General features: G+C 41.8%; 9 protein-coding genes and 1 pseudogene. 6 read left to right on the top strand and 4 right to left on the bottom strand.

Going from position 1 to position 13,152, the window contains the following annotated elements:
• Nucleotides 1–69: 69 nt before the first annotated feature.
• The 3 genes from H7U01_RS03480 (at nucleotide 70) to H7U01_RS03470 (ending at nucleotide 5,801) form a co-directional block, all read left to right on the top strand.
• A complete protein-coding gene (locus H7U01_RS03480; protein ID WP_141760007.1) occupies nucleotides 70–588 on the top strand; it encodes an RDD family protein in 519 nt (172 codons plus the stop codon).
• 125 nt (nucleotides 589–713) lie between these two features.
• Complete coding sequence (locus H7U01_RS03475; protein WP_070838938.1) at nucleotides 714–1,634, top strand: multidrug resistance efflux transporter family protein; 921 nt, start codon at nucleotides 714–716, stop codon at nucleotides 1,632–1,634.
• A gap of 255 nt (nucleotides 1,635–1,889) precedes the next feature.
• On the top strand, nucleotides 1,890–5,801 hold the full coding sequence (locus tag H7U01_RS03470; RefSeq protein WP_201041112.1) for a GH32 C-terminal domain-containing protein: 3,912 nt from the start codon (nucleotides 1,890–1,892) through the stop codon (nucleotides 5,799–5,801).
• A gap of 83 nt (nucleotides 5,802–5,884) precedes the next feature.
• On the opposite strand, the gene sdaAA is transcribed toward H7U01_RS03470, so the two are convergent.
• Nucleotides 5,885–6,754, bottom strand: a complete 870-nt coding sequence (sdaAA, locus tag H7U01_RS03465; RefSeq protein WP_064525118.1) for an L-serine ammonia-lyase, iron-sulfur-dependent, subunit alpha — start codon at nucleotides 6,752–6,754, stop codon at nucleotides 5,885–5,887.
• Between the two features lie 12 nt (nucleotides 6,755–6,766).
• Entirely contained in the window at nucleotides 6,767–7,438 is a 672-nt protein-coding gene (sdaAB, locus tag H7U01_RS03460) for an L-serine ammonia-lyase, iron-sulfur-dependent subunit beta (RefSeq protein WP_195435312.1), read from the bottom strand.
• A gap of 275 nt (nucleotides 7,439–7,713) precedes the next feature.
• On the opposite strand from sdaAB, the pseudogene H7U01_RS03455 reads away from it, so the two are divergent.
• From H7U01_RS03455 to H7U01_RS03445, 3 genes and pseudogenes are all read left to right on the top strand, one after another.
• Nucleotides 7,714–8,409: pseudogene (locus H7U01_RS03455) on the top strand (YjjG family noncanonical pyrimidine nucleotidase).
• Between the two features lie 59 nt (nucleotides 8,410–8,468).
• Nucleotides 8,469–10,253 carry an excinuclease ABC subunit UvrC gene (gene uvrC / locus H7U01_RS03450; RefSeq protein WP_002891205.1) on the top strand — a complete coding sequence of 595 codons (1,785 nt, stop codon included), beginning with the start codon at nucleotides 8,469–8,471 and terminating at the stop codon, nucleotides 10,251–10,253.
• A gap of 312 nt (nucleotides 10,254–10,565) precedes the next feature.
• The gene (locus tag H7U01_RS03445) at nucleotides 10,566–10,847 is read left to right on the top strand and encodes a protein rep (protein WP_002891204.1); all 282 of its coding nucleotides are present in this window, start codon (nucleotides 10,566–10,568) and stop codon (nucleotides 10,845–10,847) included.
• On the opposite strand, the gene H7U01_RS03440 is transcribed toward H7U01_RS03445, so the two are convergent.
• Entirely contained in the window at nucleotides 10,818–11,141 is a 324-nt protein-coding gene (locus H7U01_RS03440) for a potassium channel family protein (protein ID WP_003096828.1), read from the bottom strand. The genes H7U01_RS03445 and H7U01_RS03440 overlap by 30 nt on opposite strands.
• A 251-nt stretch (nucleotides 11,142–11,392) precedes the next feature.
• Complete coding sequence (locus H7U01_RS03435; protein WP_201041111.1) at nucleotides 11,393–12,943, bottom strand: BCCT family transporter; 1,551 nt, start codon at nucleotides 12,941–12,943, stop codon at nucleotides 11,393–11,395.
• Nucleotides 12,944–13,152: the final 209 nt, after the last annotated feature.

Genomic DNA, 13,152 nt, shown 5'->3' with positions numbered 1-13,152 from the left:
TTTCCTCTCAAATATTATTTAGAATATTAAAAAATGTTATAATGGGAGATGATAAAGGAGGAGAGGGCGATGAAGATCTTAGCAACAAATCCTATTTCGTTTAAAAAAAGAATGATTGAATTTCTATTCGATTATCTTTTTATTATAGCTTATTTAGGTCTTCTGTTTTTAGGTTCTATGCTTATATACATTATTTTTTTTAATGGCGTCCCAGAGTTTACAGAAATTCAGTCGCAGTGGCTTGTATTTTTCACCTCTGTTTTGCCAATCACGCTCCTTTTCACATTCTTGGATTATGCAAAAAATGGGAGCTTGGGGAAGGGAAAAGCAGGGCTTGAACTGGTCTACCAGAAAAAAACAGTGCAGGCTAGCTTGATCAGAAACGTCATCAAATTTTTACCTTGGCAACTCGGTCATATGGGCACGATTCATGGCTTCTATAGTGATTTTGATGTGTTATCCATTATCCTCTCGTTTTCAGCGACTCTAATCGCAGTTTTGTTACTGGCAATGACGTTTTTTAGGAAAGATAGGAGACATCTAGGAGACCTGCTAGCACATACACAAGTACAGCTAAAAGGTGATTAAAATACAGGTTGTTTACTTGGTCCATAAGTAAAAATTGAAACGAAACCAAGGAAGTCATTTTGATGACCTCCTTTTTTTATTGCTGCAAATAATATACAATAGAATAATTACAGGAGTTTACAAATATGAAACAATCTCAATTTGCGAGGGCGCTTTGGTATGGTATTCTGGGTGCCCTCTTTTTTGCTTTTACTTTTATCTTTAATCGTAGTATGAATCTTTCGGGTGGGTCCTGGATGTGGAGTGCTAGTCTACGCTATTTGTTTAGCTTGCCCATGCTGACTGTTTTGGTCTGGCGTAAGGGTGAGCTGGCAGGTGTTCTGTCTGCCATTAAGAAAGCACCCCTGACTTGGTTGATTTGGAGTACGGTTGGTTTTGGGCTTTTCTATGGGCCACTGTCTCTAGCCTCCATTTATGGTGAGTCCTGGTTTGTGGCAGCCACTTGGCAGATTACCATTCTGGCTGGTCTGCTCTTGACCCCACTCTTTGGGCAGAGGGTACCTGGTAAGCAACTGCTTATGACATTGGTTATCCTTTTAGGGATCATTCTCATCCAGATTCCTTACTTCGGTAGTGGTCTTGGTAGCGGTGTGGTCCGTGCTAGTCTCTTGATTTTACTGGCCGCTTTTGCCTATCCTTTGGGCAATCGTAAGATGATGGTCCACTGTAAGCAGGATCAGCTTTCAACGACGCAGCGCGTGTTTGGAATGACCTTGATGAGTACACCTTTTTGGTTGCTTTTGTCAGCTTTTGCTGGTGCAGATGCTGGTCTTCCATCAGGCGGACAGATTTTACAGTCTTTAATTGTGGCTGTCTTTTCTGGGGTTGTCGCAACCTTGCTTTTCTTCGAGGCCACTAATCTTGTTAAGCATAACCATAAGCAACTGGCAGTAGTTGAGGCTACTCAGGCTGGTGAAGTTCTCTTTACCCTCTTGGGTGGTTGCCTCTTCCTCGGAGATAGTCTACCTAGCCTTTTGGGATTCCTTGGGATTGCTATTGTAACCATTGGTATTATTGGAAATAGCCTGCTAACAGGCTCAGATTAAGCATAAGGAACGGACTTTCGAATGGCAAATTCGGAAGTTTTTCATTTATATGAAAAATATTACAGAAAAAGATGGTATTTTCAGATTATAGTGATATAATGATATTAAAAGTAAGCGTTTACCGTTTTAATGTAAATCCTAGAGATATTTCCGGAAACTTTGATAGGCTTATTAATAAAGGCGAATGTATTGACTTTGAATTTTCATGAAAAAATGAGTTAACATTTAATGTTACTCTAAAGAAGGAGAAGAGTCATGAATGATACTGTTTGTAAAAATTGGTTTATGCGTAAAAGTGGGAAAACTTGGGTCTATGGCTGTGCCTTGGTAAGCTTTGCAGGTTTGGCCCTGGCTGGTCCTGTCTATGCGGACCAAGTGGAACAGGCAACTGTGAGCCAAGTACCTCAAGAAGTGGTAACTCAAACTGACCATCAAGTTGCTCCTCAAGCGGAGCTTGCTCCTAGCACGACCAAGGAAGTCCCCCAAGTGGTAGAGCCTAGCCAGTCCCTTGTTTCCGAATCTGCTAAAACAGCTCAAGAGAATCCCACTCAGCCTAGCCCTGACCAGTCAAAAGAAGTACAAATACAGGCTAGTGAGGCTGAGAAAGTGGCTAAGCAAACGCAAGAAGCCGATTTGAATCAGACCAGTCAAGAGCAATCTCCAGTTGTAACGAATAGCACCAGTCCTGTTCATGTGACAGAGGAAAAAACGGATTTGCCTAATAATGAAGCGGTTACCAATCTTGAAGGGATGACCGCAGACCAAAATGGTCACTGGGAAATGCAGGCTGACGGTATTCATTCAGAAGCCAAAGACAAGGGAGACTCTTTCCTTTATTCTCAATCCGAGGGCAAGAATTTTATCTATTCAACGGATGTGACCTTCAAGGAAGCTGGTGGTGCCGCTGCCCTCATTTTCCGTGGTAACAATGATAGTAGCGATAAAAATATGTACGGGGTCAACGTAGACTCTGGTAACCATAAGGTTAAGTTTTGGCGTTGGGTCAATAATCATGATATTCAACTTGTAGATGAAAAAGATGTAACACCAACTGCCGATGAAACCTACAATCTTAGAGTAGTTGCGGCTAATCAGTGGCTATCTTACTATGTCAATGATGTGCTTGTCGCAAGTACAGGTGACGCTGTTCTTCAAAAAAGTGACAAGGGCCAACCTCAAGTCCTTCCAGAAGGTTACTTTGGACTTCTTAATTGGAATGCCAATGTCATTTTCAAAAACACCCGCTATGTTAATCTTGATGATGCCAGTCTTCCTTTGATTGACAATCTTGTGGTGACCTCAAAGACAGGTTCTGTTGAAAAACAAGCCCAATTCTTCTCTGAAGAACCACTCCATATCCAATATGTGGGACACAATGCTGAGGCAGTAGGCTTTGACATCACTAAGCATAATCCAAATGCTGTTATCAAGGTAGAAGATGCCAAGGGAAATGTCTACACAGATATTTCACAATTGCCAGTGGCTGTAGGTGCCAATTACTTTATTGTTGAAAGTAGTGTGACCGATTCGCTTGGTCGTCCTGTGACCTTAACTTATCGTGTTAATATCCACCGTAGACAAAGTGATGATGTGTATTACAACGAGCTTTATCGTGATCAGTATCATTATTCTGTCAAGGATGGCTGGGCTAATGACCCTAATGGTTTGGTCTTCTACAAGGGACGTTACCATCTCTTCTATCAATTTTACGATGATACCAAATGGGGGCCAATGCACTGGGCCCATGCGACCAGCCGAGACTTGCTTCATTGGGATGAAGAGCCTATAGCCTTCTATCCAGATGCAACAGGTCACATGTTCTCAGGCTCTGTCGTGGTTGATAGTACCAATAGTTCAGGCCTCTTCAAATCTCCGGAAGGTGGTCTGGTAGCTATTATCACTTCAAATGGTAATGGGCAACGGATTGAAATTGCCTACAGTGAGGACGAGGGGAGAACTTGGCAAAAATATGACAAGGTAGTTGCCGACTGGTCTCAGGATCCCCTTCAAAACCAAGATTTCCGTGACCCTAAGGTCTTCCGCTGGGATAACCAATGGTTTATGGTCCTTGCAGGTGGTCCACTTCGCATTTATTCTTCACCAGACTTGAAGAACTGGCAAGTGGAAACAACCTACAAGGATTTGCATACGGAATGTCCTGACCTTTATCCGATTGTAGCCAATGATGGCGCACTCAAGTGGGTCCTCTCACGTGGCGGTCGTTCTTACAAGGTTGGTGATTTTAAACAAGTGGATGGCAAGTGGGCCTTTGTAGCTGATGATGTATACCAAGATCATGACGAAATCATGAATTTTGGTAAGGATTCCTATGCTGCCATGACTTATTATGTTCATGATTTTGGGACAGCTGACCATCCAAACATCCCACAATTGACTGAAATCAATTGGATGAACACTTGGGAAGATTATTGCAATTTGGTTGCAGATACTGTAGGTCAAAAATTTAATGGTACCTTTAACCTTAACCTTGACCTTGGTTTGGTTAAATCAGGCGACCGTTACCTTTTAACCCAAACCCCTGTTAAGGCCTACGAAAGCCTTCGTGACACAGAAAATGCCCAGTATTTTGAAAATGTCACAGTGGCTTCTGATAACGAATTACTTAAAGATTTCACGGGTGACACTTATGAAGTGGTTTCTCACTTTGTACCAGGTAAGGACACGACAGCAGTTGGATTTAACCTTCGCGTCGGTGATGGTCAAGCTACCAAAGTCGTTTACGATTTAACTAAGGAAACTTTGTCTATTGACCGCAGCCAATCTGGTACCATCCTTTCAGATGCCTTTGCTAAGGTTAATAGTCAACAAGTGACTCGCAATGAAGATGGTTCTATTGATTTGCATCTTTATGTGGACCGTGCGAGTGTGGAAGTCTTTGCTAAGGGGAATACGGTAGCTGGTGCTAATCAGATTTTCCCAAGCCCAAGAGCCGTTGGAGCGAGCGTCTTGGTTGAAGGTGGTCCAGCCAAAGCAAATATTGCTATCTACCCGATTAAGAGTACTTGGACTGACAAGAAGGAAGTTACTAAGGCTGTTGCTATGAACACCACAGTTGCAGGTCATTTGGCACTTGAAGTTGGTCAAAGTAAGGACTTGCAGGTTTACCTCGCACCAGCTTCTGAAGAGCAAGATGTGACATGGACAGTAAGTGATCCAAGTTTGGTGTCCTATACTGAACATGACAATAAACTTTCTCTTAAAGCCCTTCACAAGGGTCATCTCACTGTCACAGCAACTTCAGTTGAAAACCCTTCATTGACCAAGACCTTTAATATTGACATTACGCTCAACAATTTTGCGACCAACCTTAAAGGTTTGAAAGCTGTCACTGGTGATTGGTATATTGATGACGATACCCTTTACGATAGCAATGTCAGTGCCAATGACTTCTTCATGGCCTATGAAAGTAATGGCTTCAAGCAATTTGACTATGATATCGATGTCAAATACCAACATGGTTTGGTCAACCTCTTTGTAGCTGCGGAACGTGAAGAACCTGGTCGTGCCTACTCTGTCCAATTTGCTGACAATGATACTGTTCGTCTCTTCCGTTTTGGTGGTGAAACCATCGCTGAAGCTTATTTGGATAAGGCTATCAATGACGGTCAGTACCACCATGTCAAGGTTGTGAAAGGCGTAGACACCATGACAGTCTATGTCGATGGTAAGGAAGTGCTCCATCATCAATTTGATGCCGTGGATAATTACTTCAATCATGCCCATGTCGGTGTTGGTCTTTGGGATGGAGCAGTAGAATTCAAAAACTTCTTTGTAACTGAAAAAATGACAAACACAAGCAGTGACACTACTGACGAACCAATCAAACCTGATCCTCAGCCAGAACCAAGTCCAGAGCCAAATCCGGAAAATAAACCAGTTGAACCTGAGCATCAGCCTGAGGTTGCTCCAGAGCCTGAACCAACTGGGCAAAATAATGGTCACGACAGTACAAACACAGTGCCAGATTCATCTCAGGATAATACTGGTAAGAAAGAAGAAAGTAACACTCCAGTGGAAATACCTAAGACTGTCGCCCCACTTGTTGAGAACTTCCTCAAAAAATTCAACGCATTTAGTCTCTCAACCTTCCTTGCAAGTATTGCCAAAGAAACATGGCACTTTTTGACAAAATGGCTATTCAGCTAAAATCAAAACGTTGAAAAGGCTATGTAAGAAGAAAAAACTTAGAAGTATGAAAGCTTCTAAGTTTTTTTGTTTTTTACTAAAAATTACCCAAAAATTTCTTTTGCTAGTGCCTTTCCTTTTGGAGTTGCTGCTAAGCCACCTTCAGCAGTTTCCCGGAAGGCAGTTGGCATGGCTGAACCTACCTGAAACATCGCGTCAACGACCTGGTCGACTGGAATGGCTGATGTGATGCCTGCCAAGGCCATGTCCGCAGCTACTAGGGCAAAACTTGCTCCCATGGCATTACGTTTGACACATGGGACCTCAACCAATCCGGCTACAGGGTCGCAGATGAGTCCCAACATATTCTTAAGTACAAAGCAGATGGCCTGACTGGCCTGGAAGGGTGTACCACCAGCAGCCATTGTAATAGCGGCAGCAGCCATAGCAGAGGCGGAACCGACTTCGGCTTGGCAGCCTCCCTCGGCACCAGAAATCGAGGCATTATTTGCGATGACTAAGCCAAATGCACCCGCAGTAAAGAGAAAATCCAATTGTTGTGATTCGGTTAAGCCCAGTTTTTCGATAGCAGTTGTAAGAACAGCAGGTAGACAACCAGCTGATCCAGCAGTTGGTGTGGCACAAACCAAGCCCATCTTGGCGTTAGATTCATTGACGGCCATGGCATTTCTAGCAGCACCTAAGACGGCAGAATCAGCCAAGGTCTTTCCATTTTTGATATAGGCATCCAGTTTGGCAGCGTCTCCCCCAGTTAAGCCAGTTGGTGATTTCTCAGGGGACAAACCAGCCTGAACAGACTCCTTCATCACTTCAAGATTTCGAGCCATCAGAGCTAGGATTTCAGGACGTTCCCGTCCAGTTAGCTCTGTTTCTGTAGCAATCATGAGTTCAGCGATATTACCTTGGTAATCTCGGTCAGCTTGTTGAACTAATTCTTCAATAGTGTAAAACATGCAATCCCCCTCTTAGCTGAAAAAGTTGACATTATGTAGATGAGGAATTCTAGCGATTTCAGTGACGGCCTCATCACACTGGTGCGAGTCAATTTCGATAATCATAATGGCCTTTTCACCGGCATTTTCCCGAGTAACAGTCATTTGAGCGATATTGATGCCATAACGCGACAAAATATCTGTGACAAGGGCAATCATTCCTGGAACGTCTTGGTGGACAATGATGAGAGTCGGTGTATTCATCTTGAGATTGACCGCAAAACCATTGAGTTCAGTTACTTGGATATTGCCTCCACCGATAGAAACACCTGTGGCAGAAATGGTTTTTTTATCATTTTTTAAGGTAATACGAGTCGTATTGGGATGTGGCGCATTACTATCCTTGTTAATTTTCCAGTAGACCTTAATGCCTTTTTCGTATGCGATATCCAGAGCGCGTGGGATGTCAGGGGCGTCCGTTTCCATACCTAAAATACCAGCCACTAGAGCCACATCAGTCCCGTGACCTCGATAGGTCTTGGCAAAGGAATTAAAAAGTTGAAATTCTACCTCAGTCGGTGTTTCTCCAAAGATGGCAGAAACAATCTTGCCAATACGAACAGCTCCTGCAGTATGACTAGAGGAAGGTCCGACCATGACAGGACCGATAATGTCAAAAACGGATTGAAATTTTAAATTTTTCATAACACGCCTCGTTTGATTAATCTTGTATTTTCAGTATACCATGAATTAGTGATATTAGGGTTTTAAGTAAAATTGTATTTTTTGAAAAATATCCTATTTTAAGCTTTCTTTAAGCTTTAATAGATATAAATAGTACCCTATTAAGTAAGCAATACTTATTTTTCATAAATCAGAGAGGACGGCCTGAGGGTCGTCCTTTTGTGTTTCTTTGTTTAGATATAGCTAGATTATGGTAAAATAAACCCTGATGATTTAACTGTCAGAAAGGATACGTCATGACCTACACCCATTTACTTTTCGACCTTGATCACACTCTTCTTGATTTTGACCGTGCTGAAGATTTGGCCTTAACCTACCTTCTTGAAGAGGCTGGTGTGGCTTCCCAAGAACTCAAGGTTTATAAAGACCACTATATTCCCATGAACCGTTCCATGTGGGAAGACCTCAATCATGGTTTTATCACTAAACCGGAATTGCTTCGCACGCGCTTTTCACGTCTCTTTGAGCACTTTGGAAAAGAAGTAGATGGTAGTCACTTAGCTGGGCGCTACCAACATTTTTTGAGTCAGCAGGGGCAGGAGTTGCCTCAGGCCCATGCTTTCTTATCAAACGTTAAAGACCGTGGCCACAAGATTTATGCAGCGACTAACGGTGTTAGCTATATCCAACGTGGTCGTCTGCAGGCTTCGAGTATTTTACCTTTCTTCGACGATGTTTTCATCTCTGATGAGGTGGGTGCCCACAAACCGTCTACAGACTTTTTTGATAAAATTGCCAATCAGGTCCATGATTTTCACCCAAGCTCAGCTCTCATGATTGGTGATAGTCTAACAGCTGATATCTAGGGTGGTAATAATGCGGGTATTGATAGTGTCTGGTTCAATCCAAGTAGCCTAGTCAATGAGACTCCAGCTGTTCCAACCTATCAAGTCAAAAGTTATGAGGAAATCCTGAAGATTTTGTCCAAGTAAAGCTATGATAGCCATGATTCCGAAGAGCTTTTCAGCTCTTTTTTTGCTACAATGAAAGCATGAATGATCTGATTAAACATAAGTTGGAATTGCTCCCAAACAATCCTGGGTGCTATCTCCACAAGGACAAATTCGGCAATATTATCTATGTCGGTAAGGCTAAAAATCTAAAAAATCGTGTGCGTAGCTATTTTCGTGGAAGTCATGATACCAAGACAGAGCTTTTGGTATCTGAGATTGCAGATTTTGAATTTATCGTAACCGAGTCCAATATTGAGGCCCTGCTTTTGGAGATTAATCTTATCCAAGAGAATATGCCCAAATTCAACATCCGCCTCAAGGATGACAAGTCTTATCCATTTATCAAGATTACTAAGGAGCTCTATCCAAGGCTCTTGATTACCCGCCAGGTTAAGAAGGATGGCGGTCTCTATTTTGGTCCTTACCCAGACTCTGGTGCGGCCAATGAAATCAAGAAACTGTTGGACCGTATTTTCCCCTTTAAGAAATGTAAAAATCCCGCCAACAAGGTCTGTTTCTATTACCATATTGGCCAATGTAATGCCCATACCATCTGTCACACCACTGAGGACTATTGGCAAGGTTTGGTTGAGGATGTCAAGAATTTCCTAAACGGTCATGATGATAAAATCGTTAATCAGCTTAAGGCCAAGATGAAGGATATGTCTGACCAGATGGAGTTTGAGCGTGCTGCGGAGTATCGTGATTTGATTGAGGCAGTATCGACGCTGAGGACCAAGCAAAGGGTTATCCGTCAGGACATGCAGGACCGTGATATCTTCGGTTACTACGTGGACAAGGGTTGGATGTGTGTTCAGGTTTTCTTTGTTCGCCAAGGAAAACTCATTCAGCGTGATGTCAATATGTTCCCTTATTATAATGATGCTGAGGAAGATTTTCTAACCTATATGGGTCAGTTTTATCTGGATAGTCGTCATCTCAAGCCTAAGGAGATTTTCATTCCAGGAGACATTGATCAAGAGTCTGTCGAAGCTCTAGTTGGAGATGAGGTCAAGGTCTTTAAACCTCAACGTGGCGAGAAGAAGCAGTTGGTTAATCTGGCGACGAAAAATGCCCGTGTCAGTCTGACTCAAAAATTTGATCTTCTTGAAAAAGATATAGCCAAGACCCAAGGAGCCATTGAAAATCTAGGCAAACTCATGGGAATTCCGACACCGGTTCGCATCGAGTCCTTCGATAACTCTAACATCATGGGAACGAGCCCTGTATCCGCCATGGTCGTCTTTGAGAATGGAAAACCCAATAAAAAAGAGTACCGCAAATACAAGATTAAGACGGTTGAAGGGCCTGACGATTATGCCAGCATGCGTGAGGTCATTCGTCGACGTTATAGTCGTGTCAAACGCGATGGGCTAACACCACCAGATCTTATTATCATGGATGGTGGTCAAGGACAGGTCAATGTGGCCAAGGATGTCCTACGCAATGAATTGAATCTTTCTATCCCAGTTGCGGGGCTTCAGAAAAATGACAAGCACCAAACCAACGAATTGCTCTTTGGGGACCCCTTGCAGGTCATTGATTTGCCACGGCAATCCGAGGAATTTTTCCTTCTTCACCGTATCCAAGATGAAGTTCACCGTTTTGCTATCACCTTCCACCGTCAAGTTCGTAGTAAAAATAGTTTCAGCTCCAAACTTGATGGCGTGGAGGGCCTTGGACCTAAGCGCAAACAAAAACTTCTCAAACACTTCAAGTCTATGACAGCTATCCAAAAAGCTACTGTTGAGGACATCCAAGCACTTGGCATTCCAGAAAAAGTAGCAGAGGCTCTGTTAGATAAATTAAATGATAACAATTAAGTTAGACTTTTCAAGTAACTCAGAAAAACTTGGTAGGGTGATTGATAATTCAATGATTTCCTAGGAATTCTATTTCTTGAGAGTGGGACAGAAATCGGTAATTCGTTAGAATTCGATTTCGTCGTCCCACCTCCGCACAGTTGAGTAGGGCAGTAAAAGCTGATGAAATCAGCGTAGTAGAGCCCACTCAACCACTGCGTCTTGCTCGACAATCCAAAAACAATAAAGAGGCTAGGACTTTTGTCCCAGCCTCATAATTTTGAGAAATATTAGTAAAATCCATTTGATGTCGAGAAAGAGAATGACAAACAAGTGATTGTCTTGCCTGAAGAGACGAAGGAACGGATAACGGGTGATTTGTTTGAGGGACTTTATCGGAAACGACAGATTGGATTTGGAAAACTCTTCAAGACTATCAAGAAAGAATTAGACTTAGATGATGTCGAAGATGGTAATCTTGTTCAGACTGGAGAGGATAGTCAAGAAGTATCGCGAGGTCAGGAAATTGTAGCCGTTTGGAATTGGCAGAGAAAGAATTATTTTTTACAGTTACTAAGAAATATGTTAGTCAGTTTTATTATTAGATGTATTTAATTTGCTGTAGTAATTGACAATTACGGCTGATAAGCATCCAAAAAAAATAAGTCCATATACAGTTAAAAAGACGCTAGTAATACGTCCGATTAGAGTAGTAGCTAGTATATCTCCGTAACCTACTGTTGTTGATGTGACAAAAGCATACCATAGTCCATCCCAGTAATTACTTATTTGAGGTTCAACTAATAAAAGTATTCCTCCTGAAATAAAAATAAAACTTACAAAACTTATCAAAAATTGATTAAAACCTGTAACTTTTATAATATGAAATAGAGTATTTAAACGTTTCATTTGGTTCTCCTTTGTTATAGTGTTAATGAAAATTATAGCATACAAAAAGTGTCTAAATATGTATTTTAGACACTTTTTATATTAAATTTTTATTATGTTTTCTTGATAGTAAGCCTCTATCGTTACAAGCTCGTTTGTGGTAAGATGAGTATAGGTCATTTATCTTAGTTCCTTTCAGACAAATGTGGTGTTTATCTGAGCCTAACATAGATGGCTTTTTCTGTCTAGCTTCGTTTTACAAATTGGGTTATTTATTCTTCATAAGATTTGAAGGGTTGATCTTTTTTAGGGTATCGTGTCGGTGTGATTGACAGTCCCATCTTGTCTTTTTCGTGTAGCAATTCAATGACTAGGGAAACCATGATCAGTACCATGATGAGTGAAAATGGAAAGGCTACGATAATCAGCGTATTTTGCAAGGCTACTAAGCCCCCTGAAAGAAGTAAGACGATGGCAATAGTCGCAAGTAGTACGCCCCAGAAGATTTTAAGGTTATTCTTTGGTTTGAGATTCCCATCATCAGAGAGCATAGCTAGCACATAGGTCGCAGAGTCTGCTGACGTGATAAAGAAGGTAATGATCAAGATGATGGCAACAACGGAGGCAATAAAACCAAATGGCAGTTGACTGAAGGTTGCAAACAAGGTCTGCTCACTTGGAAACTGTGTTAAATCTACATTTCCAAGTGATTGAACATGCGTTGAAAGTGTTCCAAAGGTAGAAAACCATAAAAAGCTTAATACAGTCGGTGCTAATAAGACGATGGATAGAAATTGTCTGATACTACGTCCTTTAGAAATTCTGGCAATAAAAACTCCCACGAATGGTGACCAAGAAATCCACCAAGCCCAATAGAAAATCGTCCAAGTATTGATCCAGTCACGATTGTATTGACCAAAGGAACCAGCACTGAAACTCATACGGAAGAAATTGGAAATATACAGTCCGATACTATCGGTCAAGGTATTAAAAATCTGGACTGTGGGACCGATGATTATGGTGATGGCGAGTAGTCCAATCGCTAAAATAAGATTGGTGTTTGATAAGATTTTTACCCCTTTTCCAAGACCAGAAAGGGCTGAAATGGTAAAGAGGATGGTTGTGATAATGATGATAATAACTTGCACAAGGGCATTGTTTGGAATACCAAAGAGGTAGTTGAGTCCCCCATTGATTTGGGCTGCCCCAAAACCAAGAGTGGTTGCCACCCCGATAACAGTAGCGACCACTGTAATCGTATCTACGATCTTACCAAGGATACCGTTTGTTTTTTTACCAAACAAGGGCTTTAAGGTAACCGATAAAAGATATTTCTCTTTTTTTCGGAAACCAAAGTAGGCGAGGGCCAGGGCGATTAAAGCATATATTGCCCAGGAATGGATGCCCCAGTGAAAGAAAGTGTAACGGAAAGCATCGGCTAAGGCTTCCTGCGACCCTGGGGTAGCTCGTACCGTTGAAATGGCATAATGGGATAAGGGCTCTGCGGCACCGTAGAAGACAAGGCCGATTCCCATTCCAGCAGAAAATATCATGGCAATCCAAGAGATAGTAGAGTGTTCAGGCACCGAATTGGGTTCCCCCAGTTTGATTTGCCCAACGGGACTAACCAGGAAAAAGCCACAAAGTAGAACGATTGACGTGACCAGTAATAAGTAAAACCAGCCAAGTTTATCTGAAATAACTTCCCTTAGTTGTTCTGACCAAACTTGGTAGCCGTCAGGCATAACAATACCAAGAAGGACGAGGATAGCCAGTAGCACAAAAGAGGTTTTTAAGACCGGCGTTAAATTTTTAGTTGACATAAAGTCTCCTTTCATTCTCTACCATTATATCAAAAATGATAAAAACTTAAAAATGAGGGGAGATTAGATAACACCCAGCTAGTTATAATTTTTAGTTGATTAACTAGAGACGTTTAAGAACCTAAATTGTCAAATTAAGTTAGACTTTTCAAGTAACTCAGAAAAACTTGGTAGGGTGATTGATAATTCAATGATTTCCTAGGAATTCT

The organism is Streptococcus sp. 21.1 (assembly GCF_016648635.1).
Lineage (GTDB): Bacteria > Bacillota > Bacilli > Lactobacillales > Streptococcaceae > Streptococcus.
This window is presented reverse-complemented; position numbering and strand designations above follow the sequence as displayed.